The sequence below is a fragment of the Actinoplanes octamycinicus genome (assembly GCF_014205225.1).
GTDB classification, from domain to species: Bacteria; Actinomycetota; Actinomycetes; order Mycobacteriales; family Micromonosporaceae; genus Actinoplanes; species Actinoplanes octamycinicus.
Map to the genome: position 1 here is coordinate 6,944,794 of NZ_JACHNB010000001.1, position 25,720 is coordinate 6,970,513.

26 protein-coding genes and 1 pseudogene are annotated in these 25,720 nt (G+C 71.2%); 6 read left to right on the forward strand and 21 right to left on the reverse strand.

Translation table 11 applies throughout. The features are described 5' to 3' along the window. Nucleotides 1–30 precede the first annotated feature (30 nt). Nucleotides 31–441 carry a PNPOx family protein gene (locus BJY16_RS31120; RefSeq protein WP_185043103.1) on the reverse strand — a complete coding sequence of 137 codons (411 nt, stop codon included), beginning with the start codon at nucleotides 439–441 and terminating at the stop codon, nucleotides 31–33. A gap of 14 nt (nucleotides 442–455) precedes the next feature. Then, complete coding sequence (locus BJY16_RS31125) at nucleotides 456–944, reverse strand: adenosine-specific kinase (protein WP_185043104.1); 489 nt, start codon at nucleotides 942–944, stop codon at nucleotides 456–458. 244 nt (nucleotides 945–1,188) lie between these two features. Between BJY16_RS31125 and BJY16_RS31130 the strand changes: the two are divergent. Continuing rightward, nucleotides 1,189–1,389: pseudogene (locus tag BJY16_RS31130) on the forward strand (DsrE/DsrF/DrsH-like family protein); the annotation flags it as partial. 109 nt (nucleotides 1,390–1,498) lie between these two features. After that, nucleotides 1,499–1,984: a CoA-binding protein gene (locus BJY16_RS31135; protein WP_185043105.1), complete on the forward strand. Its 486-nt coding sequence runs from the start codon at nucleotides 1,499–1,501 to the stop codon at nucleotides 1,982–1,984. A gap of 122 nt (nucleotides 1,985–2,106) precedes the next feature. On the opposite strand, the gene BJY16_RS31140 is transcribed toward BJY16_RS31135, so the two are convergent. The 4 genes from BJY16_RS31140 to BJY16_RS31155 form a co-directional block, all read right to left on the reverse strand. Then, nucleotides 2,107–2,724 (reverse strand): hypothetical protein, encoded by a 618-nt coding sequence (locus BJY16_RS31140; protein ID WP_185043106.1) that lies wholly within the window; start codon nucleotides 2,722–2,724, stop codon nucleotides 2,107–2,109. Between the two features lie 315 nt (nucleotides 2,725–3,039). Continuing rightward, nucleotides 3,040–3,423 (reverse strand): ArsC/Spx/MgsR family protein, encoded by a 384-nt coding sequence (locus BJY16_RS31145; RefSeq protein WP_185043107.1) that lies wholly within the window; start codon nucleotides 3,421–3,423, stop codon nucleotides 3,040–3,042. A gap of 46 nt (nucleotides 3,424–3,469) precedes the next feature. Further along, nucleotides 3,470–5,740, reverse strand: coding sequence for a heavy metal translocating P-type ATPase (locus tag BJY16_RS31150; RefSeq protein WP_185043108.1), 2,271 nt, complete (start codon nucleotides 5,738–5,740; stop codon nucleotides 3,470–3,472). 74 nt (nucleotides 5,741–5,814) lie between these two features. Continuing rightward, nucleotides 5,815–6,483, reverse strand: a complete 669-nt coding sequence (locus tag BJY16_RS31155; RefSeq protein WP_185043109.1) for a DUF2202 domain-containing protein — start codon at nucleotides 6,481–6,483, stop codon at nucleotides 5,815–5,817. 72 nt (nucleotides 6,484–6,555) lie between these two features. Here BJY16_RS31155 and BJY16_RS31160 point away from each other — a divergent pair, with 72 nt between their 5' ends. Next, the gene (locus tag BJY16_RS31160) at nucleotides 6,556–7,305 is read left to right on the forward strand and encodes a response regulator transcription factor (RefSeq protein ID WP_239177267.1); all 750 of its coding nucleotides are present in this window, start codon (nucleotides 6,556–6,558) and stop codon (nucleotides 7,303–7,305) included. Beyond that, nucleotides 7,295–8,611 carry a HAMP domain-containing sensor histidine kinase gene (locus tag BJY16_RS31165; protein ID WP_185043110.1) on the forward strand — a complete coding sequence of 439 codons (1,317 nt, stop codon included), beginning with the start codon at nucleotides 7,295–7,297 and terminating at the stop codon, nucleotides 8,609–8,611. The genes BJY16_RS31160 and BJY16_RS31165 overlap by 11 nt, the downstream gene beginning before the upstream one ends. Before the next feature lie 44 nt (nucleotides 8,612–8,655). Here BJY16_RS31165 and BJY16_RS31170 read toward each other — a convergent pair whose 3' ends face one another. Genes BJY16_RS31170 through BJY16_RS31180 form a run of 3 tightly spaced genes read right to left on the reverse strand, consistent with a single transcriptional unit; the run spans nucleotide 8,656 to nucleotide 11,885 of the window. Further along, the gene (locus BJY16_RS31170) at nucleotides 8,656–9,066 is read right to left on the reverse strand and encodes a cupin domain-containing protein (protein WP_185043111.1); all 411 of its coding nucleotides are present in this window, start codon (nucleotides 9,064–9,066) and stop codon (nucleotides 8,656–8,658) included. Then, complete coding sequence (locus tag BJY16_RS31175) at nucleotides 9,063–11,384, reverse strand: M48 family metalloprotease (RefSeq protein ID WP_185043112.1); 2,322 nt, start codon at nucleotides 11,382–11,384, stop codon at nucleotides 9,063–9,065. Before BJY16_RS31175 ends, BJY16_RS31170 begins: the two co-directional genes overlap by 4 nt. 6 nt (nucleotides 11,385–11,390) lie before the next feature. Next, nucleotides 11,391–11,885, reverse strand: coding sequence for a hypothetical protein (locus tag BJY16_RS31180; RefSeq protein ID WP_185043113.1), 495 nt, complete (start codon nucleotides 11,883–11,885; stop codon nucleotides 11,391–11,393). A 218-nt stretch (nucleotides 11,886–12,103) separates the two neighbouring features. On the opposite strand from BJY16_RS31180, the gene BJY16_RS31185 reads away from it, so the two are divergent. Further along, a complete protein-coding gene (locus BJY16_RS31185; protein WP_185043114.1) occupies nucleotides 12,104–12,640 on the forward strand; it encodes a hypothetical protein in 537 nt (178 codons plus the stop codon). Nucleotides 12,641–12,736: 96 nt separating this feature from the next. On the opposite strand, the gene arsM is transcribed toward BJY16_RS31185, so the two are convergent. The 11 genes from arsM to dnaK all read right to left on the reverse strand — a co-directional run bounded on the left by arsM (nucleotide 12,737) and on the right by dnaK (nucleotide 24,323). Beyond that, nucleotides 12,737–13,552, reverse strand: coding sequence for an arsenite methyltransferase (gene arsM / locus BJY16_RS31190; RefSeq protein WP_185043115.1), 816 nt, complete (start codon nucleotides 13,550–13,552; stop codon nucleotides 12,737–12,739). A gap of 10 nt (nucleotides 13,553–13,562) precedes the next feature. Further along, the gene (locus BJY16_RS31195; protein ID WP_185043116.1) at nucleotides 13,563–13,937 is read right to left on the reverse strand and encodes an ArsR/SmtB family transcription factor; all 375 of its coding nucleotides are present in this window, start codon (nucleotides 13,935–13,937) and stop codon (nucleotides 13,563–13,565) included. Between the two features lie 117 nt (nucleotides 13,938–14,054). Beyond that, nucleotides 14,055–15,224: a low temperature requirement protein A gene (locus BJY16_RS31200; protein WP_221502050.1), complete on the reverse strand. Its 1,170-nt coding sequence runs from the start codon at nucleotides 15,222–15,224 to the stop codon at nucleotides 14,055–14,057. Between the two features lie 25 nt (nucleotides 15,225–15,249). Then, nucleotides 15,250–15,891, reverse strand: coding sequence for an HdeD family acid-resistance protein (locus tag BJY16_RS31205; RefSeq protein WP_203759012.1), 642 nt, complete (start codon nucleotides 15,889–15,891; stop codon nucleotides 15,250–15,252). Beyond that, the gene (locus BJY16_RS31210; protein ID WP_185043117.1) at nucleotides 15,860–17,542 is read right to left on the reverse strand and encodes an FAD-dependent oxidoreductase; all 1,683 of its coding nucleotides are present in this window, start codon (nucleotides 17,540–17,542) and stop codon (nucleotides 15,860–15,862) included. The genes BJY16_RS31205 and BJY16_RS31210 overlap by 32 nt, the downstream gene beginning before the upstream one ends. Beyond that, the gene (gene trxA, locus BJY16_RS31215) at nucleotides 17,539–17,973 is read right to left on the reverse strand and encodes a thioredoxin (RefSeq protein ID WP_185043118.1); all 435 of its coding nucleotides are present in this window, start codon (nucleotides 17,971–17,973) and stop codon (nucleotides 17,539–17,541) included. The genes BJY16_RS31210 and trxA overlap by 4 nt, the downstream gene beginning before the upstream one ends. A 1-nt stretch (nucleotide 17,974) precedes the next feature. Beyond that, nucleotides 17,975–20,599: an ATP-dependent chaperone ClpB gene (gene clpB, locus BJY16_RS31220; RefSeq protein WP_185043119.1), complete on the reverse strand. Its 2,625-nt coding sequence runs from the start codon at nucleotides 20,597–20,599 to the stop codon at nucleotides 17,975–17,977. Beyond that, on the reverse strand, nucleotides 20,590–20,919 hold the full coding sequence (locus BJY16_RS31225) for a chaperone modulator CbpM (protein WP_185043120.1): 330 nt from the start codon (nucleotides 20,917–20,919) through the stop codon (nucleotides 20,590–20,592). The genes clpB and BJY16_RS31225 overlap by 10 nt, the downstream gene beginning before the upstream one ends. Beyond that, nucleotides 20,916–21,875 (reverse strand): DnaJ C-terminal domain-containing protein, encoded by a 960-nt coding sequence (locus BJY16_RS31230; protein ID WP_185043121.1) that lies wholly within the window; start codon nucleotides 21,873–21,875, stop codon nucleotides 20,916–20,918. Before BJY16_RS31230 ends, BJY16_RS31225 begins: the two co-directional genes overlap by 4 nt. Continuing rightward, nucleotides 21,876–22,424, reverse strand: a complete 549-nt coding sequence (locus BJY16_RS31235) for a nucleotide exchange factor GrpE (RefSeq protein WP_185043122.1) — start codon at nucleotides 22,422–22,424, stop codon at nucleotides 21,876–21,878. Nucleotides 22,425–22,430: 6 nt separating this feature from the next. Continuing rightward, nucleotides 22,431–24,323, reverse strand: a complete 1,893-nt coding sequence (gene dnaK / locus BJY16_RS31240; protein WP_185046756.1) for a molecular chaperone DnaK — start codon at nucleotides 24,321–24,323, stop codon at nucleotides 22,431–22,433. Between the two features lie 356 nt (nucleotides 24,324–24,679). Here dnaK and BJY16_RS31245 point away from each other — a divergent pair, with 356 nt between their 5' ends. Next, nucleotides 24,680–25,357: a BON domain-containing protein gene (locus BJY16_RS31245; RefSeq protein WP_185043123.1), complete on the forward strand. Its 678-nt coding sequence runs from the start codon at nucleotides 24,680–24,682 to the stop codon at nucleotides 25,355–25,357. Nucleotides 25,358–25,423: 66 nt separating this feature from the next. Here BJY16_RS31245 and BJY16_RS31250 read toward each other — a convergent pair whose 3' ends face one another. Beyond that, nucleotides 25,424–25,687: a UBP-type zinc finger domain-containing protein gene (locus BJY16_RS31250; protein ID WP_185043124.1), complete on the reverse strand. Its 264-nt coding sequence runs from the start codon at nucleotides 25,685–25,687 to the stop codon at nucleotides 25,424–25,426. Nucleotides 25,688–25,720 lie beyond the last annotated feature (33 nt).

A 25,720-nucleotide genomic window follows, 5' to 3' on the forward strand; every position in this document is an offset into this window, starting at 1 on the left:
GGGTCGCTCGACCCGCGCCATCGGCGTGCTTCACGAGTCCTGAACGGCGTCGGCGTACAGGAACTCCTTGACGTTGAGCCGCCGCCACACCCGGCGCCGGGCGGGCCGGACTCTGGGCAGCGCCACGTCCGGGCCGATCACCTGAAAGCCGGTGATGGTGGAACGCCGGCCGTGCAGGTCGATCGTCCCCCGACCGGCGGCGCGCAGGTTTCCCAGCCAGTCCACACCGGTGCCGTAGGGCATCGGGATGATGAATCCGCCCGGCACCGGCTCGGCGACCACGGGTGTGAGGTAGGCGCGACCCGATGTACGGCCGATGTGGTGCAGCGCCGCCGCATACCAGTGCCGCCGCCCCGCGACCTTGCGCATCGCCGGGTTGAGCACGTGCTTGGTGAACTGGCGCACCGCTTCGTGGCGATGGGTCCTCTCGCTGGCCGACATGCTTCCTCCCGCCATCAGAGCTTGTAGCCGAGGTCCCGCAGCAGCGCGTGGCGCTCGGCGGCGTCAGCGTCACCCTCGATGCCGGCCGGCGTGCTGCCGTCCAGCACGGCCGCGACTCCGCGGTGGCCGCGGGCCGTTGCCACGACGACACCGACCGGGTTGGCCGTGGCGCACCAGATGGTGCACACCTCCGGAACCGCCTTGACGGCGTTGAGCACGTTCACCGGGTGCCCGCCGCGCAACATGATCACGAAGCTGTGGCCGGCGGCGATCTGCTCCGCGGCCTGGCAGGCGTCGGCCTCCAGCTCCGGATCGTTGCCGGTGTGCCGGATCAGGCGGGCGCCGGACGCCTCGCAGAAGGCTATGCCGAACCGCAGGTGCGGTCCGGCGCCGGCAAGTGCCTCGAAGAGATCCTCGACGGTCTTGACGAAGTGCGCCTGCCCCAGGATGACGTTGGCGTCAGCCGGTTTGTGCAGGTTGACGAATGCGAACTCGATGTCCATGACGTCTCCCCCGTTCCCCAGTCTGCTGCTCGGCCAGGCCCTGCGATAAGGCCGGAGGTCCCTACCCACACCGCCCCTGTCTGCATGCGCCCGTGGCGGATCACCGTCGTCGAGGCGCCTGGAGTTCACCTTCCACGCCGACGACTTCCTGCGGCGCCGGGGCTTGCGCGACCGGGTCGATCCGAGCTACGCCACGCCCTGTCCGCAACGTTCACCGAGCCGGTCGCCGCCGCCCGGATCGGACCAGATCGCCGGGATCGGCGTTCCCGAGGTGCCGGAGTTCCTCGATCAGATCGTCGCCTCCGGCGGCCACCTCTGGGCGTGCCGGATGTCCGCCGACATGATGCGGCTGACACGCGACGACCTCTACGACGGTGTGGAGGACATCATCAACGCGTCCGACTTCATCGAGAAGACCGATGGCGCCCCGTTGCTGTTCATCTGACGTCGCTTCCGGCATCGGGACGTTCGACTCTGGCCACCGGCTCGCCGTGCGGCGCAGGTTGAGGCGACAAGCGAGTCCTACGAGACTGCGCCACCGTGAGGAGGCAGCGATGAGCACCATGAAGGACGCCGCGTCCGAGTTCCTCGCCAGGAAGCGCGTCGCGGTCACCGGCGTGTCCCGCACGCCGAAGGGGCATGGCAGCAACGTCGTGTACCAGCGGCTGCGCGACCGCGGCTACCAGGTCTTCGCGATCAATCCGAACGCCGACCAGGTCGAGGGCGACCGTTGTTACCCGGATCTCTCCTCGGTTCCCGAGGAGATCGAGGCGGTCGTGATCGGGACCCGGCCGGAGCTGGCCGACGCCACCATGCGCGAGTGCGTCGACCTCGGCATCCGGTACGTATGGATGCACCGCGGCCCGGGCGCCGGCAGTGTGTCCGCGTCGGCGACCGAGTACGGCCGCCAGCACGGCGTGACGGTCATCGACGGCGGTTGCCCCTGCATGTTCGACCCGACCGCCGATGTCGGACACAAGATCGCGCGCCTGATCCTCTCGGCCACCGGCGGCGTTCCCCGCACCATCCGGACCGACTGACCCTACGGAACCTAGTTCACCGGACCGGGCGGCCGCTGTCACCGGCGCCCGCCCGCGCCCGGCGTCGGCGCCGCGGTCAGACAGGTCGGCCACATCCGCCCTCGGGAAAGCATCGCCGCCGGTCAGGTCGCCGGGCTGACGGCGGACGAATGCCGCCAGAGTGCCACCCCGACCCAGATCAACCAGACGAACAGCAGTACACCGTAGACGGCGTAGGCCGCCCCGAGTATCGGCCGGAGCACCTCGGCGATCACTCCGATCGCGCCGGTGGCCACGCCAAGCCACGCGACGCCCGTAGCGAACGGCCCGTCCAGCATCACCAACGAGATCAGCAAGATGCCGAGCGTCTGCAGCACCCCGATCACGGCCGGCACGTCGTTGAGCGCGATCAAGACCTCCGCGCCGGCGACGAAGGGTGCCCGGTCCGCCACCGCGCTCGCTTCCGCGTACCGGTCAGCGAGCAACACCATGGCCAGCGAGCCGTCCCCGGTCGTCGGCCAGGCGAACGACACCGCCCACGAGGTGACCGCGATCAGGCCGGCGATGGCGGCGATGCTTCTGCTCCGGGAGCGCAGAGCCACCGCGAGGGCGAGGAAGACCACCAGCAGGAAGAGGCTGGGCACCGTCCAGAGCAGCTGCCGCACGATGTAGATGGTCCGGTGCGCTTCGACGTACTCCAGGACGCCCGCCCCACCCGAGGTGGGCGGGGCACCGGCACCGGCGAAGATGACCAGCGCCACGAGGTAGGAGACGACCGCCAGTCCCGCCGAGACTGCTCCAGCACGGTAGAGCGAACGCCATGCCGGATCGGCAGCGGGTACCCGCGGAGGACGTGACAACGATGCCATCTCGTGCCCTCCCGTTCCTCCGGCAGCCGCACCTCTCGACAGTCGTCTCTCCTTCGACTCTGCCAGCGTGGGCCGGAATGTGCGCAGGCCGAAGGTCCCGTCATCCGGCATGCGCCGCGGACCGCCGGCAAGCGACGGAACGGGCGACAGGGCGGCGTACCGGCCGCTCGGTCCCCTACCTGCGCGGTCCAGCCGGCGACGGTCTCGTCAGTGCGTTCGTCGGTCTAAAGCCGGGCGGGACAGCGCCTCGCGAACCGCATCCGGGGTGCGGGCCACCGTCGCCGTGCCGTCCTCGGCCGTGATGATCGGACGCTGGATGAGGGCGGGATGCGCGGCCATCGCCGCGAGCCACCGATCCCGGCCGGCTTCGTCGTGCGGCCAGTCCGCGATGCCGAGTTCGGCCGCGATCGGCTCGCCGGGCCGGACGATGTGCCACGGCTCCAGTCCGAGGCGGCCCAGCACCTCCCGCAGCTCGGCGACGGTGGGCGGCTGCTCCAGATAGTGGCGCACCGTGTACTGGGCCCGCTCAGCGTCGAGGATCGACAGTGCCGAGCGGCACTTCGAGCAGTCCGGGTTGATCCAGATCTCCATCGCTCACTCCGCCGCCGTGGTCCCCGCAGGATAGTCGCCCGCATGATCAGAGACGGCTGAACACGCCCTCCTCCTCCTGCGCGTTGTGCAGCCGCAAGATCGCGTACAGCCCGTAGAGCTGCCGCCTGATGTCGGTGACGTCCTCCGGGATCGGGTCGTCCACCGTTCGGCGCAACCGGCTGACCTGGTGCTCGATCTCCGCGTGGGTGCGGCTCAGCCCGCTGGTCGCCTCGGTGCCGCCCAGTGCCCGAGCCATGATCGGCAGCAGTTCGGCCTCCTCGGCGCGCTCGTGCGCCAGCAACCGCACCTCCAGGTCGTCCAGCAACGTCCGCACCGGGCCCAGGTCGTACGGCGGCTGGTCGAGCGCGTCTGCGACGGTGCGCACCCGCTCCACCAGCGGCCGGATCTCCTGGTGCTCGGTGTACAACCGCTGAGCCGTAGCGATGTCGGCCGGCCTGATCACCGCGGCGTGTGGCCGGCCCGGGATCAGCGCGGTCAGCGCGATCGCGATGGCGGCCACGTCGATGCCCTCCTGCAGCACCGCTCCGGCCACCGGCGGCAGGTAGCCGGCCGCCGCCACCAGCATCGCCACCGCTGACAGTCCCATGCCGATCCCGACCGCCCATCCGGCGACCCGGCGGCTGCGCCGGGCGATCAGGATGGCGTCGGCCAGCGCGCCGATCCGGTCCACGGTGAGCACCACGTCGGCCGCCTCCGCCGACGCGGTGGCGCCACGCGCGGCGAGAGCGACACCCACACTCGCCGCGGCCAGCGCGGGCGCGTCGTTGATCCCGTCCCCCACCATGATCGTCGGTGCCCGGTCCTGTTCGGCCCGGACCACGGCCAGTTTGCCGGCCGGATCGCAGTCGGCCCGGACCGCGTCGACGCCGACGATGCGGCCCACCGTCTCCGCGGTGTCGGCACGGTCGCCGGTCACCAGCACCACCCGGCCGATCCCGGCCCCGCGCAGCGCCCGCACCATCCGCGGCGCCTGCGGCCGGATCGGGTCTTCCAGCAGCAGCACTCCGGCGGGCACGTCGTCGACCGCCACGAACACCGTCAGCGAACCGTCCAGCAGCGCGCGGCGGCGGGCCTGCCGGATCCAGGCCGGCAGCGGACCGGGCACCACGGCGGCCGCCTTGCCCAGGTGGACCCGGTGGCCGTCGACCAACCCGGCGATCCCGTGCCCGTGCCGCTCCTCGACCCGCTCCGGCGTGCTCAGCCGCAGCCCGCGGTCGTGGGCGGCGGTCACGATCGCGCCGGCGAGCACGTGCGCCGAGCTCTGGTCCACGCTCGCTGCCAGGCGCAGCACCCCGGTGGCGGATATCGGCCCGGTCACCGGGGTGACCACGTCCGACAGCACCGGCCGGCCGGCGGTCAGCGTCCCGGTCTTGTCGAACAGCAGCACCCGGCCGGCGGCCAGCTGTTCCAGCGCGCCGCCGCCCTTGACCACGACGCCCGCACGCGCGGCCCGGGAGATCCCCGAGATGATCGCGATCGGCGCGGCCAGCAGCAGCGGGCACGGCGTGGCCACCACCAGCACCGCCACCGCGCGCACCGGATCGGCGGCCAGGATCCAGGCCAGACCGGCCAGCGCCAGGGTCACCGGCACGAAGATCACCGCAAACCGATCGGCCATCCGTACGAACGGTGCGCTCTGTGCCTGTGCCTGATCCACCAGGCGAAGCACCCCGGCGTACGTGGAGGCCTCCGCGGTCGTGGTGGCGGTCAGCCGGAACACCTGGCCGGCGTTGACCACGCCGCTGCGCACGTCCTCTCCGGCCCGGCGCTCCACCGGGAGCGGCTCCCCGGTGAGCGCCGACTCGTCCAGCACCGCCGGGCCCAGCAGTCGCCCGTCCACCGGGACGATCTCACCGGCGCCGACCAGCAGCCGGTCTCCGACGGTCACCTCGGCCACCGGCACCTCGACCGGTCCGGCGCCGGTGTCCCGGCGGGCGGTCCGCGGCGCCCGGGCCACCAGGGCGCTCAGTTCCCGGCGGGCGCGGGCTTCGGCGCGCGCCTCCAACAGCACGCCGGTGGCGAGCATGACCGCGATCACCGCGGCGGCCAGCGCCTCCCCCACCCACAACGCGCCGGCCAGGGCCAGCCAGGCGATCACGTCGACGCTCGGCTCGCGCCGGCGGGCCGCGGCGATCAGGGTGACCGTCGAGTAGGTCAGACCGAGCACCGCAGCCGTCGTCCACGCGAGGTCAGCCGGGGCTCCGGCGCCGGCCGCGGCCAGCGCCAGGCCGGCCAGCAACAAGATCGTGGTCGCGGCGAACAGCAGCTGTTCGCGGCGCCGGGTCCACCACCGCATGGCGTTCCTCCCTGGTCCCACTCCTTCCACCGTCGGCCGTGGCCGACCGGACGGCCAGGGTCGACGGACCCGGATCACCGGGTAAAGGCGGCCAGGTGCATCTGCGAGGCCATCAGCAGATGCGTGTAGGCCCGCTGGACGTCCGGGGCGGTCAGGCCGCCGAGAGCGGCGGTCAGGGCGGCGATGTCGTCCCGCTCGACCTGCTGGGCAGCGGCCAGCGCTGCCGCGAGGTTCGCCTCACCCCGCTTGAGCAGTTCGTCGTAGCTGGCCTGGACGGCGCTGTCGGTGAACGTACCGGCCGGCTGGTTCGCGGTCGGATCGCTCACGTCGTACCGCTGCGCCAGGGTCCGGACCACGGCCAGATGCTGTGTCTCGGCCGCACCGACCCGGTCGAAGACCACCGCGTCGTAGCGGGCGGCGAAGGCCGCGTACAGATCGTGGGCAAGTTTCTCCTCCTGCGCCATCGACGCCAGCATGTCCTTCTGCGCCGGGGTGAGCGTGCCCTGCGCCACGGTGTTGGCACCCACGCAGCCGCCGGCGCCGAAGCCCATCCCGCCACCGGAGCCCATGCCGCCGAACCCCATGCCGCCGCCGAACCCCATGCCGGGGCCGGCCGTGCTCGTCGGTGCCGGTCCCGCGAACGGGCCGGCGCCGGCCAGCGCGGGAGCGGCGACCGCCAGCCCACCGAGGCCCAGCGCGCCGGCCACCAGCACGGTGGCGGTCCGTCGAGTGATGCTCTTCATGACTCCTCCTTCACTACCCCCTCACCGTGCGCCGCCGGCGTGGCAGCAGGGTGGAGCCGGTGTGCAGACCGCGTGGAGAAGGGCCGGCCGGCCCTGGACCGGCACGCGCCGATGCGCGACGGTGACGATGTGCCGGCTACCGTCCTGGTCGTCGAGGACGACCGCGAGTTGCGCGAACTGGTCCGCCGCTACCTGCAGCGGGCCGGGCACCCGGTGCACACCACCGGTTCCGGCGCCGAAGCGATCGGGCTGCTCACCACCGGCGGCGTGGACCTGGTCGTGCTCGATCTCGGCCTGCCCGACGTGGACGGCCGCGAGGTGCTGGCCGCCGCCCGGGACGGCCGGGACGTGCCGGTGGTGGTGCTGACCGCGCGCAGCGGTGTCGACGACCGGATCGAGGGTTTGCGGCGCGGCGCCGACGACTACGTGACCAAGCCGTTCTCCCCGACCGAGCTGGTGCTGCGGATCGAGGCGGTGCTGCACCGGGCCCGGTCCGGTCCGGCGGAGTCCGGCGCGGTCACGTTCGGCGGCGGGCGGCTGCGACTGGATGAGGCCCGGCACGAGGCGGTGCTCGACGGCGTGCCACTGGAGTTGACGCCCACCGAGTGGGGACTGCTCACCGCGCTCGCCGCGACGCCGGGCCGGGTGTACTCGCGGTACGAGCTGATCAACCAGGTGCGCGGGTACGAGTTCCCCGGCTACGAGCGGACCGTCGACTCACACGTGAAGAACCTGCGGCGCAAGCTGGGCCCGGGCGGTGCGGAGATGGTGGCGACCGTGCTGGGGGTCGGCTACCGGCTGGGGTGGCCCCGTGACCGGTGACCACGTGGTGCCGACCGGCCCGCTCGCCCGGCGGCTGCTGGCCGCGTTCCTGCTGGTGGCGCTCTCCTCGGTGGCGGTGCTCACGGTGGCCGCGCTGGTCGCCACCGACCGGGGCCTGGCCAGCGCCGAACAGCGCCACCGGCAACAGGTCGCGGATCGGGTCGCGGTGGTGGCGGCCGAGGCGTACGCGCGATCGGGCGGCTGGGAGCGAGCTGACCTCTCCGCGGCCTCGGCGGTGGCCGCCGCGGCAGGAGCCCGGTTGTTCGTCGTCGGCGCCGGGGGCGGCGGCATGGGGGCGGCCATGGGACGGATGCACCCCGGTGCCGCGGTCGAGGCGCCGGTGATGGTGGACGGCACGGGCGTCGGAGCCGTCCGGCTGGCCTTCCCGGCGGGCGGGACGGGTGGGCGTACCGTCGCCTGGTCCTGGATCGCCGGAGCGGCGGCAGCCGCGCTGCTCACCGCGGTGCTCGTCAGCGGTTACGTGACCCGCCGGCTGACCCGGCCGCTGGTGCTCCTGGCCGCGACAGCCCGCCGGTTCGCCGCGGGTGAGCACAGCGCCCGGGTCCGGCTGGCTGCCCCGGGTGAGCTGGGTGAGGTGGCCCGCACGTTCGACACGATGGCCGACGAGGTGGTCCGGGCCGAGACCGTGCGCCGCCGGCTGGCCGCCGACGTGGCGCACGAGCTGCGCACCCCGCTCGCCGGGCTGCAGGCCGGGCTGGAGGAGTTACGGGACGGGCTGCGCGCGGCCGACCCGGCCCGGCTGGCCACGCTGCACGACCAAGCGCTGCGGCTCGGCCGGATCGTGCAGGACCTCGCCGATCTGTCCGCCGCCGAGTCGGCCGCGCTCGCACTGCACCCGGTCGACACCGACCTGGCCCAGGTCGCCAGGGCCGCGCTCGCCGCCCAGCGCCCCCGGCTGGACGCCGCCGGGCTCACCGTCACCGCGCGGCTGGACACCCCGGCGCCGGTCCGCGGCGATCCCGACCGGCTGCACCAGGCGGTGGCCAACCTTCTCGCCAACGCCGCCCGCTACTGCCGGCCGGGTGACCGCGTCCGCCTCGAGACCCGGGTGGAGGCGGGCACCGCGGTGGTCGAGGTCGCCGACACCGGCCCGGGCATCCCGGCCGAGGAGTTGCCGCACGCCTTCGAGCGGCTGTGGCGGGGGCGAAACGCCGCGCGGGTCGCCGGTTCCGGCATCGGGTTGGCCGTGGTCCGGGAACTGATCGCCGCGCACGGCGGCAGCGTCGGCATCGACTCCCCGGCCGCCGGTGGGGTCACCGTCACGCTCCGCCTGCCGTCTGGTTGACCAGGGCCCCGCCGGGACCGTGCGCAAGATCGTCGGGCGACGCCCTATATCGGACCTCCGTCCACGGTCGCCGGCCAGGGACCGGATATGACCTCGGCCTCGCCGGAGCCCGGCCAGGGCGGCATGGTGATTCCCACCGCGACGAGCGGCTCGTCGCTGGTCGATCGGAACTGGAACTCCGTACCCACCGGAATCGTGAGTGCGGTTCCGGCCTGCACGTCGACAGTCCTGTCGTGATCGCCGTGGCGCCGCCACATGAGCCCGGCCCCGGACAGGAAGTACCAGATCTCGGAGATCGTCCGATGCTTGGTAGCCACGGAGGTGCCCCTCGGCGGCAGCGAGAAGTGAGCCAGGCTGCCGGCCGGCAACCGGAGCAGGATGCGGACGTCGGATCCATCCGGGGCGACCACATCGGCCTCGGAGGGGAGCCGCTTCGTTTCGAAGGATGAGGTCATGGCGATACTCCCGCCTGTCGGAAAGGATGAACAGCGGTGGTGCCGGCATCGGTCGGCGGACCCTGATCCGCCTGCGCCGTGAGCAGCACCGGCGGGATCAGCTCCGCCGGCCGTGCCGCGATCGTTCCGGCGATCAGGACGGTCGATGCCGCGGCCACCACGGCGGCTCGGCCCGCCCGTACCGGATCGCGATGTCCGCCGCCCGCCAGAGCTGCGCGTGGCGAGCGCGCCCGCCACGCGGCAGGAAGGGCCACGGCGGAGGTGGCGGCGAGCATGGCGAGCACGGCGGCGAGAGGCAAACTCAGCTTGCCGAAGTGGGCCAGAGCGTCCGGCCCGGGCGGCAGACCCTGGACGGTGCTGATCCCGGCGAGGGCGAGCAACGCGCCACCGGCCGCGACGGGTCCACCGAGGGCGGCAAGGGCGGCCCCTCGTTCCGGCGCCATCGCGCACAGCACCAGCATGACCGTGACCGCGGCGGCCGCGGCGATCCACACCGCCGTGTAGTAGCGGGTCACCTGCTCCGCGACATCGGCGGCGGCGCCTCGGAGAAGGCGATTGACGATCATGACAAGGCCGGCAGCCACCCCGGACGCCGCGCCGGCTGCCAGCGCGGCAACCGCGTACGTCCGCGGCGGGGACCACCGCCGGCCGGGCGGATCCGCCGTCGGTGATCCCGGAGTCAGCCAGGCCGGGCCGCGTGCCGATCCACCCGCGACGGCGGCACCTGCCACGATCACCGTCATCACCGTCGCCGCCACGATCACCAGCGGCGCGTTCAATGCGGTCACGGCCCAGACCAGCAACCCTTCGCCGCCCAGCCTGTCGCCGACGAATTCCACCCGCTCGGAAATCCACATCGCGGCCGTGTACGCGGCCGTCCCGAACGCCACGGCGGGCAGCCAGACCGCCCGCGAGGTACCGGCACGGCCGGCCGCGTCAGCGAGCAGCGTCGCCGTCGCCGCGCACAGTACGGTCGCGCCCACCGCGAAACCAGCCGTGGCGAGCAGCCACAGCGGATCGTCGAGCCCCGCCAACCGGCCCGTTCCCGCACCGGCCAGGCTGACCACCTGGCCCAGCGGCACGCCGATCCCGACGCCGAGGGCCACCCGCGCGACCGGAAACCGGATGCCGGCCGCACGTCCGACGACCGCCGCACGGAGCAGGGCCAGGCCGGCAACCGCCCCGAGGAGCAGGCCTGCGGCGAGGGCCGCGGCGACGTACGCCCACGATTGCCGCCCGGAACCGGCCAGGCCCGTGAAGACCAGCTCCACCAGCAGTGGCCCTGCCGTGGCGGCGAGGAACCCGGCCATCATCCCATCGGCGAACGTCACCCTGGTCGCCAGCTCCGGGTGGCGCAACACGGCAAGCCTCCGTTCCCTCACGGGGTGCCGGGCCAGCGGTCCCCGCACGTGCCACCTGCCCCCGGTGTGCGGGGCGGAGCCGAGGGCGGAGGCCACCGCTTCGACCCGGTCGCGGCCAGCCGCGGAAAGATCGGCGTCGAACTCACGATCGCGCAGCGTCGCCGCGACCACCATTTCCACCGCCACCGCCAGCGCGGCGGCCCGCCACAGGTACTCCGGTAGCAGAGACCGGCCAGGGCCGGCCAGCGCCACCACGACCGGGGCCGTCATCATCGGCGCCAGCAGATACCAGATGGAGGTGGCCAGCCGCGACCACGCCACATCGCCGTGGCGCAGATGGGCCAGTTCGTGCCGCAGTACCGCGTCGAACACGGCCGGATTCTCGACGCGGGCGACCAGCAGGGCCTTCGGCAGGGCGATCCGGTAGGCACCGGGCCGGCCGTACGAATACGCGTCCTTCTGGTCCAGGCGTCCGATCCGCACCCGAGGCGGCCGCCGCAGTCCCATCTCGGCGGCGAGCCGGGCCGCGTACCGGGCGGCCGGGCTCGCCGGGTTTGCTGGCCGTAGCCGGCGCCGCCGCTCGCGCACCGCTGGGCCGGCCAGCACGATCACGGCGGCGCCGGCCGCGGTGAGGAGGACCCCGCCGAGCATGAACGCGGCCCGGCGGCGTTCCTCACCGGCCTGGCACCAGTCCTCCCGGGCGACCCGGGCGATCGCGGCCAGCGGGCCGGGCAGGTCCCGGGTAGCCGTGCGGGCGTCGGCCTGGCAGGCCACCACGTTCGCCTCGTACCGTTCACCGCCGACCAGCAGGTGAAACCAGGTCCCGCTGAACGCGCCGGCGACCAGCAGCGCCACCGCCAGCAGGGCGAACCGCGCGATGCCGGCGGCCGGCAGGGCCAGCACGTGAGGGCGAGGACGCGAAATCGCGCGCCCGGCGCCGGCATCGGCCTCCGCCATCGTTGCTCACCCAGTGGCGATCAATTGCCCGGCGACGGCGTCGGCGAGCAGCCGGGTGCGGGTCTCGTCCAGTTGGATGTCGCCGGCGGTCCGCACCACCAGGTCCCGCACGTGCTGGATCTGTCCCGGGGACAGGGTGACCGGCGCGTCGTCGGATGGCGGCGCGACGGTGCGGAACAGACGTCGCAGCAGGGCGACCAGGCGAGGGCGGACCTCGGCTTGCGCCGCCTCGGACACCACCCCGGCGAGATAGCGGATGACCGGCCCCGCGACCGCCAACACGTACGGGGCCAGCAGCAGACCCTCGAACCCGAAGCCCAGGCTTTCGTCCCGCCCGGAGGTCCGCAGCGCCGTCTCCGTGTCCTCGAAGTACTCCTCGACCGTGTCGTCGAAAACCTCCAGCTCGGCGGGTTTGACGTCACCGACCACAAGGCCGGCCAGTTCCACCACCAGAGCCCGCTCCTCGGCGGGCGTCAGCGCGCTACCCACGTCGGACGACATGGCACCTCCCCGGATTCGCCTCCGGTGGTCAGTCAATACTGTCGTGTTCCAAGAGCATCAGGGACGAAAGTCCCCCGCCTTCGAAGAGGCCGATCGGCCCCCTGGTGGCAGTCTCGAGGCCCTCCCGCGGGAAGCCGGACGCTGTACATGCTCGAGTCGGGAGCGCCTGTTCCTGGCGCCTCCCCCGGCCACGGTGCGGGATTGCGAGGCGAAAAGCGATGGGCACCAGAAGCTGGCTGTCGCGTTCCATCGTCGCTCTGCTGGCTTCCGCGACGCTGATCGCCGGGTGCGGCGGCAGCGGCGGGGATGGCGCGGGTGGGTATCCGGCGGCCGACAGGCCTACCCCGACGGTTGCGGAGCCGGCTGGTCCGGCGTCACGGTGGTCGGCCCAGGCCGACGAGGTGTGCCGGCAGACGTACGAGAACCGCGGACGGCCGCCGCAGGCCCAGTCCGGCAAGCTCGACGACGACATGGCGCTGGCCGAGAACTGGCGAGCGAACCTGGCCTTCGTGGCCGCCCGGGACCTCGCCGAACTGTCCGGCCCGCCCGCCGGCGCCCAAGATTTGGTCACCGCGTTTCTGGACTACCAGAAGGCCTCAGTGCAGGTCGCGGAGATCTATCTGGAAGGCGGCTACCAGCCGGTGAAGCTCCAGGCCGCCGAGACCGCACGCGACGAGGCCCGCACGTCGGTCGAGGGCATGTCCGAGAAGCTGGAGACCCCAAGCTGCGCCCGGGTGGTCAACACCACCGAGTGAGTCGGATCCGCGGCTCGTCGGCGGCGGGCGGCGGACCGGCCCCTCGGCTGGACCCAGCGAAGCCGCCACCACGCCGGGCCAACCGGGAGGGAACTGTCACGCAATCGGCTTGACGGCTCGGACGAAGCTGCTGGTGACGTTACCGGCCAGCGCGCGCGTGACCTCTTCGATGTCGATGTCGCCGGGAATGCGCCCGGGGTCGGCGTCGGCCAGGACCTCCCGCACGGCGTCACGGTGGAAGACCTGCGTCGGCTGCAGCTCAACGGCGGTGAACCCGGCGGCGCACAGCTTGTGGCGGTAGTCGTCGGCGACCAGTGCGCCGGCCACGCAACCGGTCCACAGAGCCATGACTCGGCTGGCCGGTTCGGGCAGTGCCCGGGTGAGCACGATGTCGGAGATGGCCAGTCGGCCGCCGGGGCGCAACACGCGGAACGCTTCGGCGAAGACGGCGTCCTTGTCGGCGGACAGGTTGATGACGCAGTTCGAGATGATGACGTCGACGCTGGCATCGGGCAGCGGGATAGCCTCGATCTGCCCGTTGAGGAACTCCACGTTGGGGACCTTCGCTTCCGCCGCGTTGCGGCGTGCGAGTTCCAGCATCTCCTCGGTCATGTCCAAGCCGTACGCCTTACCGGTGGCGCCGACGCGGCGGGCGGACAGCAGCACGTCGATGCCGCCGCCGGAGCCGAGATCGAGCACCGTCTGCCCAGGCTGCAGCTGGGCCAGCAGCGTGGGGTTGCCGCAGCCCAGCGATGCGGTCAGGGCCTGCTCGGGCAGCTGGTCACGCTGCTCTTCCGGGTAAAGGCTTCGGGTGTACGCGGTGGGACCGTCGCCGGTGCTGGCGGCGCGGGCTGCGTCGGCGTAGCGGTCGCGTACGGCGGTGCGGATCTCGTCGGGGGTGGCGGTGGTCATGATGACCTCCTTAGCCGGACGTACTGTCGGATTCGGACTGGGTTGCGGACCGGCCGGGCGGGCAAGCCGCCAGCGGGTCGCCTGCGGCCAGGGTGGCCAGCAGCCGGGCGGGTTCGGCCAGCGGCGCGCAGCACAGGGTGTAGATGTTGCTGCGCCCGTGCGCGGCGACCGTGACCAGGCCCGTGTCGCGCAGAGTCTTGAGATGGTGGCTGACCAAGGTTTGCGGCAGCCGTACCGCGTCGGTCAGCCCTTTGACGGAGCGCGGCTGCTGGGTGATGGCGAGCAGGATCGCCAGCCGGTTCGGATCGGACAGCGCGGCGAGCACCGGGGCGAGTCGTCCGGCCGCCGCGACCACATCAGTCGCGCTGTCCACGCTGCTGGTCATACCATCATCCTTAGCCTGCACCAGCACTGTTAACAACAGTCCCTGCTGTTATTAGCAGCATGCGCTAAACAGCGTGGCGAAGGTGCGCACCGCACTGCTCGACGAAGCCCACGGGGATCAGTCCGGCTGCGGACGTGCGCCGCCGATCTCCGGCTGCCGCCACACCTCCCACGCCACGAACGCCACGCTGACCGCGGTGACGGCGGCCAGGATCCTCAGCGCGGGCACTGCCGGCGCCACCGGAATGAGCGTGGCCAGGACGACCGAGGTGACCAGACGGTCGGTCGCTATCTCGTGATGATCACGCCATCGGTACCAGACCTCGCCGGCGTAGAACAACGCGGCGCCGCCGCAGAGGCCGAACCCCGACAGCGGTTGCAGCGGTTCGTCGGGATGGGCGATCGCCTCGCCCACCCCGAGGCTGTACCAGATGATGCCGGCGATCAGCGGCAGGTGCAGATAGCTGTACGCGTCCCGGGCGAGCCGGGCGCGTTCGGGTGCTGGAGCCCGGCGCAGCCGTGCCGCCGCCCCGTGCTTCAGCCCGAAGTACGCCCACCACATCGCAGCCGATACGAGAACACCGAGCACCACGGCGACCAGGACGTCTGCCCTGCGCACATCGCCGGTGGCCGCCCGGCCCATCTGATAGATGGATTCGCCGAGCGCGATGATGACCATCAGGCCGTGGCGTTCGACGAAGTGCCCGGGGCGCACGTGGAAGCTGCCCATGCCGAACAGGGCCGGCCCGCCGAAATCCACGAGCACCGCACCGAGCCACAACACCTCTCGCAGCGGCGATTGCTGAGTCGCGGCCAGCACGACCAGTCCCGGGCCGATGAGCAGGATCGGCAGCAGCCGCAAGAAGGCACGTCGCCACCGCGCGTCCCTGCGCGCCGAGTAGATCAGCAAGACGACGTGCAGCAGGCGCACCGTGAGCAGCGCCAGCGCGAACATCGCCGCCTTGTCGCCGAACGCCTCCACCAGGCAACTGGAAGCGACCAGCATCGCCGACATGGCGAGGAAGATCAGCGTCCGTGCCAGGGTCCCCGACTCCGCCGAAGTGTTCGTCAGCCAGGTGTAGCAGACCCACGCCCACCAGACCGCTACCAGTGCCAGGACACCGTGACCGAATCCGGCCCACGAGCGATGTTCCTCGATCAGATGCGTCACCTGCGACATCGAGTAGACGAAGACCAGGTCGAAGAACAGTTCCAGGGCGCCGACCGCGCGGTCGTCCGCAGGACGCTGCGGCGGTTCCATGGCGGGTTCGGCGGCGGCCGATCGCACGTCCGGAGCCCTGGCCGTACGCTGATCAGGCGGTGGCAGGTCGATGGTAGTGCCGGGCCGCTGCCGGATCGTGGTGGCGCTCCCGGCGCAGGCGCAGGCCGAGCATCAGTAGCGTGCCACCGAAGGCGATGGCCGCGACACCGATCAGCGCGACGAGGGTCAGGACTCCCGCGGCCGGCCAGACGGCCAGCAGCACGCCGAACACCACGGAGAGCGCGCCGCTGACGGCAAGCAGCCATTCGCGCCGCAACTCCTTGCGGAGCTGGAATGCGGCGACGATGTCGAACACGCCGGCCATCATGGCCCAGAGGGCGATCACCCAGAGCAGCGCGAGCGCGGTGATGCCGGGCCATACGATCGCGATGATGCCGGTCAGGATGCCGGCGATACCGCGGGCGAGGAGCCAGGCGCGGCTGCCACGCGTCCGGCCGCCGTCCCGGTCGCCGAGCGCGGCGACTACCGTGAACGAGCCGTCCACCAGCGCGTAGGCACCGAAGACGATCATCAGAGCGAAGACGGTGATGCCGGGCCACGCGAGGGCGAGCACACCGAACAGGATCCCGGCGACGCCGCGGAGGGCCACCGCCCACCAGTGACGGCTGAGTGTCTCCAACATGATGTTTTCCTTCCGGGCGTCATGGGCGGGGCAGCTGCCGATCGGCAGCATGTCCGAACCTGGCCAGGTGGTCATGGATAAGGCGAACGGCCATGGATCCCTCGCCGACCGCGGACGCGACCCGTTTGATCGAGCCGCTGCGGACGTCACCCACGGCGAGGACACCGGGCCGGCTGGTCTCGAGCATCACCGGCTGCGGCGTGTCGGTGCGCACCTGCGCTCCGGTCAGGACGTAACCGCGCTCGTCCAGGGCGACACTGGACGCCAGCCAGCCGGTGCACGGCTGCGCCCCGATGAAGATGAACAGCACCGTCGTCGGCAGCTGCTGCCGCTGTCCGGTCCTGGTGTCGCGCACTCCGAGCGTCTGCAGCTGGCCGTCGTCGCCGGCCAGCTCGGTGACCTCCGTGTGGCGCAGTACTTCGACGTTGGGCAGCCGCTCGATCTGGTCGACCAGATACCGGGACATGTCGCGGTTCAGATCGTCGTGCCGGATGACCAGCCGTACCTGCGAGGCGTGCCGGGCGAGGAAGACCGTGGCCTGGCCGGCCGAGTTGCCGCCACCGACGACCGCCACCGGCTGCCGCTCGCAGAAGACCGCTTCCATGAAGGTGGCGGCGTAGTAGACGCTGGTGCCCTCGAACTCGGCGAGGCGCGGCACCTCGAGTTTCCGATACCGCGCGCCGGTGGCGATCACCACCGTCCGGGTCCGCAACTGTGTTCCGTCGTCGAGGTGCACGACCTGGTCGCTGTCGTCCCATTCCAGGCGTACGGCCTCGGCCGGCACGGTCAGGTCGGCGCCGAACTTCTTCGCCTGGACCACGGCCCGGTCGGCCAGGTCGGCACCCGAGATACCGGCCGGGAAACCCAGGTAGTTCTCGATCCGTGAGGAGGTACCGGCCTGCCCGCCGGTGGCCACCGCGTCGAGCACCACCGTCGCGAGTCCTTCGGAGGCGCCGTACACGGCGGCAGCGAGGCCGGCCGGCCCCGCGCCGACCACGACAACGTCGCACACGGCCTGGTCCTTGCCGGAGCGCCGCAGGCCGGCGACCCGGGCCAGTTCCGCGTTCGACGGGTTGCGCAGCACCTTGTCGCGCCAGATCACCACTGGCGTGTCCGCCGTGCTGATGGACAGCCGGCGCAACAGCTCCTCGGCGTCCGGGTCCTCCTCCAGGTCGATCCAGGTGTGCGGCACCCGGTTGCGGGCGGCGAGTTCACGCAGGCGGCGGGTGTCCGGGCTGAATCGCGAACCGACTATCTTGATGCCGGTGATGTCGCCGATCAGCAGTTCCCGGCGGGCCAGGAAACTGCGCAGGATCAGGTCCCCGAGGCCGGGCTCCTCACGGACCAGCTCGTGCAGTGTGGGCAGGGGCACCGCGAGGACCTCGCCTGCCTCCTGCGCGACCATCGTGACGAAGGACGGCTGGCCGATGAGCAGGCCGAGCTCGTCGAGGAACCGGCGCGGGCCGTGCACCCGAAGCATCCGGGCTCCCGGGGTGCCGTACCCGTCGATCACCGCTACCATCCCGGACAGCACGACGAGGAAGTCGCGGTCCCGCCGGCCCTCGGCGACGAGCACGTCGCCGCGCCAGACCGGCCGCTTCTCGCCGCGGCGGCTCAGCACGGCTATCTGCTCGTCGGACAGGCGGGGATAGGCACCGGCCACATCCGGTGTCTCGGCGAGCCGTTCCTCGTCCGGGTTCACGCCGTACCTCGCAAGACCTCGTCGATCCAGCTGCGCAGGGCCGCAGCGGGTGCGGCGCCGGCCCTGCGCGCCACCACCTCGCCGTCACGCATCAGGATCAGGGTGGGCACGGCCTGGATCGTGAACCGCTCGGACACCTTGGGCGCCTTGTCGACGTCGACCTTGACCAGTTTGATCTTGCCGGCCAGGTCGCGGGCCACCTGTTCCAGCGCGGGGCTGACCTGCCGGCACGGCCCGCACCAGGTCGCCCACATGTCCACCAGGACCAGGACGTTCGCCCGCTCGGCGACGTCCCCGAAGTCGTCGTCGCCGGCCTCGGCCACCCAGGGCAGCGCCTGGTGACAGTTGCCGCAGTGCGGGAAGCCCTCGGCGGACGCGGGGATCCGGTTCTTCCGCCCGCAGGTCGGGCACTCGATCACCTTGCTGGCCACGTCACTCCTCCGGCGCCTGTTCGTAGGTGACGCTCAGCTCATCGTCGATCACGTCCACCCGGATCACCGCGCCGTCCTGGGCGTCCCCGGCGAGCAGCGCCCGGCCGATGCGGGTCTCCACCTCGCGGGCGATGAAGCGGCGCAGCGGCCGGGCGCCGTACACCGGATCGAATCCTTGCCGGGCGATGAAGCGCTGTGCCTCGTCGGTGACCCTGAGCGTCATCCGCCGCTCCGCCAGCCGTTCTCGCAATTCGCTGAACATCAGGTCGACGATGCGCTCGATCTCCGGCTGGGTGAGCGGCTTGAACAGCACGATGTCGTCGGCACGGTTGAGGAACTCAGGCCGGAAATGCCGCCGCAGCTCGCCCATGACCAGCTCACGGCCCTCGGGTTTGATCTCACCGGCGTCCGAGATGCCGTCGAGCAGATACTGCGAGCCGATGTTCGAGGTCATGATGATCACGGTGTTGCGGAAGTCGACGGTGCGGCCCTGCGCATCGGTGAGGCGCCCGTCGTCGAGCACCTGCAGCAGCGTGTTGAACACGTCCGCGTGTGCCTTCTCGATCTCGTCGAAGAGCACCACCGAGTACGGTTTGCGCCGGACCGCCTCGGTGAGCTGCCCGCCCTCTTCGTAGCCGACATATCCGGGCGGGGCCCCCACCAGCCGGCTCACGGTGTGCCGCTCCTGGTATTCGCTCATGTCGATCCGGACCATGTTGTCCTCGGTATCGAACAGCGCCGCGGCCAGGGTGCGCGCCAGCTCTGTCTTGCCGACTCCGGTGGGACCGAGGAAGATGAACGACCCGATCGGCCGGCGCGGGTTCTTGATGCCGGACCGGGCACGGATGATCGCGTCGGTGACCGACTGCACGGCCTCGTCCTGTCCGATCACCCGCTCGTGCAGGATCTGGTCCAGACGCAGCAGCTTCTGGCGTTCGCCCTCGGTGAGCCGGCTGACCGGGATGCCGGTCCACCGGGAGACGATGCCGGCGATCTCGGCCTCGGTGACGACCTCGCGAAGCAGCCGCTTCCCGGCCTGCTTCGCGGTGAGCCGCTGCTCCTCGGCCTGCAGCCGGCGTTCCAGCTCCGGTAACCGGCCGTGCCGCAACTCCGCGGCCCGGTTGAGGTCGTAGTCGCGTTCCGCCTGTTCCGCCTCGTGCCGGATCTGTTCGATCTCCCGGCGCAGATCCTGGACTCGCCGCAGCGCCTGCCGTTCGGCGTCCCACTGGGCGCGCAGCGCGTCCACTTCGGCGCGCAGGTCGGCCAGTTCCTTACGGAGCTGGTCGAGGCGGGCCAAGCTGGCCGGGTCCTCCTCCTTGGACAGCGCCGCCTCCTCGATCTCGAGGCGGGTCAGGCGCCGGGTGCGCTCGTCGAGTTCGGCCGGCATCGAGTCGATTTCGGTACGCAGCATGGCGCACGCCTCGTCGACCAGGTCGATGGCCTTGTCCGGGAGGAAGCGGTCGGAGATGTACCGGCGGCTGAGGACCACCGCGGCGACCAGCGCCGCGTCTTGGATCTTCACGCCGTGGAAGACCTCCAGCCGTTCCCGCAGTCCGCGGAGGATCGAGATGGCGTCCTCCTCGGTCGGCTCCTCGGCGAGCACCGGCTGGAAGCGGCGCTCCAGCGCCGCGTCCTTCTCGATGTGCTTGCGGTACTCGTCCAGCGTCGTCGCGCCGATCATGTGCAGTTCGCCGCGGGCGAGCATCGGTTTGAGCATGTTGCCGGCGTCCATCGCGCCCTCGGAGCCACCCCCGGCGCCGACGATCGTGTGCAGCTCGTCGATGAACAACAGGATTCGTCCCTCGGCGGCCTTCACCTCGGAGAGCACGGCCTTGAGCCGTTCCTCGAACTCGCCGCGGTACTTCGCGCCGGCCACCAGAGAACTCATGTCCAGCGCGAACACCACCTTGTCCCGCAGTCCCTCGGGCACGTCACCGTTGGTGATCCGCTGGGCCAGGCCCTCCACGATGGCGGTCTTGCCGACGCCCGGTTCGCCGATGAGCACCGGGTTGTTCTTCGACTTGCGGGACAGGATCTGAATCACCCGGCGGATCTCGCCGTCGCGCCCGATGACCGGGTCCATGGTGCCGGCGGCAGCGTCGGCGACCAGGTCGCGGCCGTACTTCGCCAGCGCCTCGTAGGCGACCTCCGGCATCGCCGAGGTGACCCGCTGGTTGCCCCGGATCTTCGTCAGCTCCTGGAGGAAGCCGTCACGGGTGAGTCCCGCGTCGCTGAGCAACCGGCCGGCGGTGGAGGTTCGTCCCTCCTGCAGCATGGCGATCACCAGGTGCTCGACGGAGACGTACTCGTCCTTGAGCCGTTTCGCCTCGCGCTCGGCGGCGTCGAACAGCCGGGACAGGCGCTGGGTGACGAAGACCTGGCCGGGTGCGGCGCCAGGTCCACTGACCCGGGGACGCCGGTCCAGTTCCGCCTCCACCTGGTCCCGTAGTTTGTCCGGTTCGACGCCGGTCGCCGAGAGCAGCCTGGGCACCAGCCCGTCCGGCTGCTCGATCAGGGCGAGCAGCAGGTGCTCGCTGTCGACCTCGGGGTGGCCGAACCGCAGCGCCTTGGTCTGGGCGTCGTGAAGGGCCTCCTGCGATTTCTGGGTCAGGCGGTTCAGGTCCACGGTCTGCCTCCGGTGCGTCGAGAGGTCGTGACACGAAGCTCATGCTCGAGGGCGGCCACGCGGTCGAGCAGGTCGATCACGAGGCCGAGGGCGGCATAGTTGATGCCCAGGCCGGCGCGCAGGCGCCGGACGCGGGCGAGAGCGAGCACCTGATCACGGCCGAACCAGAGGTGTCCGGCATCGTCACGTTCGGGGTCGAGAATGCCCAGCGTGACGAGCCGCTGGACCATCTCGGGGTGCACATCGCCGGAATGACAGAACGCGGTCAAGCTCTGACGGTTGTGCGCGTTCCGCGATGTCCGGATGAGGGGGTAGGTCATTGCTGCCTCCGTGGGTCGAAGGTGGAGACCGCGGCGAGTTGCTCGAACAACCGCCGTTCCTCGTCGGACAGCTTGGGCGGGACCATGATGCGGGCCTCGGCGTACAGGTCGCCCGGCCCGCCGCGGGGGTCGGGCAAGCCCCGTCCTTTGAGCCGCAGCCGCCGGCCGCTGGACGTACCCGGGGGAACCCGGACCTTTCCCTCGCCGCCGGGAGTGTCAACCGCGACGGCCGCGCCGAGTGCGGCCTCCCACGGTGCCAGCGGCAGGGTGACGGTGATGTCCCGCCCGTTGACCCGGTACCGCGGGTGCGGTGCCAGCCGCACCACAAGGTAGAGGTCGCCGGCCGTGGCGCCGTCGCTGCCGCGGCCGCCCTGGCCGCTCAGGCGGATTCGCTGGCCATCGGTTACCCCGGGCGGAATCGTCACGTCGAGCGTGCGGCTGCCGCCCGGGCCGGACAGCGTGACGGTCCGGTGGCCGCCGGCGTACGCCTCCTCGACCGGCAGTTCGATCTCGGCCTCCTGGTCCGCGCCCGGAACAGGGCCGAAGCGACCGCCGCCGCGGCCGCCGAACATGCCGCCGAACATGGCCTCCAGGTCGATGTCCTGGAAGTCACCGGACCCGGTGTACGCGTGCTCCGCCGGTCCGCCGCCGCGACGCCCGCGTCCACCGCCGCGAGTTCCCGCGCCGGCCCGCGCGCGTGCCCAAGTCTGCCGATCCATGTCTGGCGGCACCTGGCGGAAGTCCGGGCCGAAGGCGTCGTAACGGCGCCGCTGGTCAGGATCCGAGAGCACGTCGTACGCCTCGGAGATGTCCTTGAACCGCTCCTCCGCGCCCGGATCCTTGTTGATGTCGGGGTGATAGGTCCGGGCCAGTTTGCGATACGCCCGTTGCAGGTCATCCGCACTGACGTCTCGGGAGACGCCCAGCGTGTCGTAGAAGTCGCGGGACGGCGCCATTCAGGAGCCCTTCGCCACGACCACCGCGGCGGGCCGCAGCGGACGCTCGTCAGTGCCGTAACCGGGCCGGACGACCTGCAGGATGGTGCCCGGCGCGGCGTCGGTGGCCGGTAGCGCCGCCACCGCGTCGTGCCGGCTCGGGTCGAACGGCTCGTTCAGGTCATCGCGCAGCGGATAGCCGAGGTCGGCCAGGACGGCCAGCGCCTGTTGGCGGACGGCCTCCAACCCCGACATGATCGACGCCGGATCGGCGGTGGCGTGCTGCAGGGCAAGCTCGAGGTTGTCGAGGACGGGCAGCCATCGCGCCGCCACGCGGGCCCGCTCGTCCTCGCGCTCCCGATGAACGTCGCGCGCCATCCGCTTACGCAGGTTGTCGTAGTCAGCCACCGCCCGCCGGTAGCGTTCGTCCGACTGGGCCAACTGGGCACGCAGTTCGGCGGTCTCGTCGCGGGCTTGCGGGGCCGCGCCGTCGGCGGCCGATTCCGGCGGGCCGGACGCCGCAGCCGTACCGGCCGCGGCCGCCGCTGGATCCCGTACCTGATCGGTCATCGTCGGTCATCCGGTCGTGAATTCGGCGTCGATCACGTCGTCGTCCTGTCTTCCGGACGAGTCGCCTCGTGCGGACGAGCCATCGGCGGCCGGACCGCTGCCGGGCTGGGCGCCGGCGCCCAGGCCGTGGTAGACCTGTTGCAGCTCCGAGGTGAGTGAGCGGAGCCGGGCGAGGGGCGCGTCATCCTTGATCGCCTGGCGTGCGTCGTTGACGAGCATCTCGGCGCGGCCCTTCTCATGCACGGGTACCGCGTCGCCCAGTTCGTTCAGCCGTCGTTCCACCTGGTACGCAGCCGAGTCGAGCTCGTTGCGGGCGTCGATCATCTCGCGCAGCTGGGCGTCCTCACCACGATGGCGTTCGGCGTCCTGGACCATCCGGTCGATCTCCCCCTTGTCCAGGTTCGAACTCTCGCTGATGGTGATGCGTTGCTCGGCGCCGGTGTCCTTGTCCTTGGCCGACACGTTCAGGATGCCGTTGGCGTCGATGTCGTAGGTGACCTCGATCTGCGGCTCGCCCCGTGGCGCGGGCCGGATGTTCTCCAGCCGGAACCGGCCGAGCACCCGGTTGTCGTCCGCCTTCTCCCGCTCGCCCTGCAGTACCACCACGTCCACGGCGGGCTGGTTGTCGGCTGCGGTGCTGAAGGTCTCGGTACGCCGGGCCGGAATCGTCGTGTTGCGCTCGATGACCTTCGTCATCACGCCGCCCTGCGTCTCGATGCCCAGCGACAGCGGGGTGACATCGAGTAGCAGGACGTCCTTGACCTCACCTTTGATGATCGCAGCCTGCAACGCCGCACCGAGCGCGACAACCTCGTCCGGGTTGACCGTCATGTTCGGGTCCTTGCCGCCGGTGAGCCGGCGGACCAGCTTCTGCACGGCCGGGATCCGGGTCGAGCCGCCGACCAGGATGACCTCGTCGATGTCGTTCGCGGTCACCTTCGCATCCGACATGGCCTGCTCCACCGGACCCAGGCACCGCTCGACGAGGTCACTGGTGAGGTCGTCGAATTTCGCACGCGTCATGCTCATGTTGAGGTGCTTGGGGCCGTTGGCGTCCGCCGTGATGAACGGCAGGTTGATCATCGTCTGGGTGACCGACGACAGCTCCACCTTGGCACGCTCGGCGGCCTCGAAGAGCCGCTGCAGGGCTTGCGGGTCACGACGCAGGTCGACGCCGTCGGTCCGCTGGAACTCCTCGGCCAGATGGTCGACGAGCCGGCGGTCGAAGTCGTCGCCGCCCAGATGAGTGTCGCCGGCGGTGGAGCGGACCTCCACCACGCCGTCACCGACGTCCAGAATGCTGACATCGAAGGTGCCACCACCGAGGTCGAAGACCAGGACCGTCTCGTGTTCCTTCTTGTCCAAGCCGTACGCGAGCGCCGCCGCCGTCGGCTCGTTGATGATCCGCAGTACCTCTATCCCGGCGATGCGGCCGGCATCCTTCGTCGCCTGGCGTTGCGCGTCATTGAAGTAGGCGGGCACGGTGATGACGGCCTCGGTGACCCGCTCGCCCAGGAACTTCGACGCGTCCTCGACCAGCTTGCGCAGCACCAGGGCGGAGATCTCCTCAGGCGCGTAGAGCTTGTCGCGGATCTTGAATCGGACCGCATTGTCAGGGCCGGAAACCACGTCGAACGTCACCGTGGTGAGTTCGCTGGACACCTCGTCGAAGCGGCGTCCGATGAACCGCTTCGCCGAGTAGATGGTGCCCTTGGGATTGAGAATCGCCTGACGGCGGGCCAGCTGACCGACAAGACGCTCGCCCTGCTCGGTGAAAGCCACCACCGACGGGGTCGTCCGGGAGCCCTCCGCGTTGGCTATGACGCTCGGCTGCCCGCCCTCGACGGTCGCGATAACCGAATTCGTGGTGCCGAGATCGATGCCGACTGCTTTGGGCATGACTCTCTCCTCCAACATCGCAGGTGGGTTTGAGATATCCGTGAGCCGGGCCGCCCGGCATGCACACGGGATCGCCGGCTCCCTGCCTCCACAACACCAGCGGCCGCCACGGGTGTCGATTGGCAGATCTGCCAATCCGGCGGCTCGGAGACACCCGCTCGCCCGCAGCTCACCTCCGGGTCCCGCCGGCAGCCCGGCTACGGCACGGATCGGCAGTCCTGCCAATCGACAAGTCCCGGCCGCGTTGGTGGGATCGAAGCAGGACATCACCCGCGACGTGGGCGAGGGCGCTCGGATGAGGCGGCCGCCGACGCCGATCCGGCGGCATGGCCGGCTGACGAGAGTTGGAGGACCGAATGACCAGCACAGTAACCCCTCACACGGACGAGGACATTCAGCGTGAGGTGCTCTTAGAGCTGAAGTGGGACGCCGGGATCGCGCCGAACGAGATCGGCGTGTCGGTTCGGGACGGGGTGACGACGCTGACCGGCTCGGTGGACACGTTCAGCAAGAAGTGGGCCGCCGAACGGGCGGCGCTTCGGGTCCGCGGGGTCAAAGCCGCCGTCAACAACATCGAGGTACGCCTGACCCCCCGCCACGAGCAGACCGACGTCGCCCTGGCCCGATCCATCACGCAGGCGCTCGAGATGGACTCGCTCGTACCCGCCGACATGGTGAAGATCTCGGTGTCCGGCGGCTGGGTCACCCTGCGCGGCGAGGTGGACTGGGACTACCAGCGGCAGGAGGCGGAACGGGTGGTGCGGTACCTTACCGGCGTCAAGGGCGTCGGCAACCACATCACCGTGCGGCCGGGTACCGGCCCGTCGCCCGACGATCTCCGGACGAGGATCGAGGACGCTCTGGTACGCACGGCCGAGACCGACGCGGAACGGATCCACGTCACCGCCGAGGGCAGCAGGGTGATCCTGACCGGGAGCGTACGGTCGTGGGCGGAGCGCCGCGAGGCCGAGCGTGTCGCCTGGTCCGCGCCCGGTGTCGCCGAGGTGCAGAACCTGATCACGATCAACCCGTGATCCGTATGCGTCCGCCGCGGTGGTCGTCCCGACGAGCACCGCGGCGCCTGGCTGTGGCCGTTCAGGTCACACCAGCGCCTCGTCCACGTAGCACCAGCGCCACTTCTCGCCGGGCTCGAACGACTGGATGATCGGATGACCCGCGGCGTGCGCGTGTTCTCGCGCGTGCCGCATCGGTGACGAGTCGCAGCAGCCGACATGCCCGCAGGTGAGGCAGAGCCGCAGGTGTACCCACGCGGTGCTCAGACGCAGGCATTCGGCGCAGCCTTCCGGGGTCTGCGGGATGATCGGTCGAATCATGCCGATGTGCGGGTCGGCGACGATGGTCATGGCTCAGGTGTCAGCTTTCTTCAGCATCCGCTT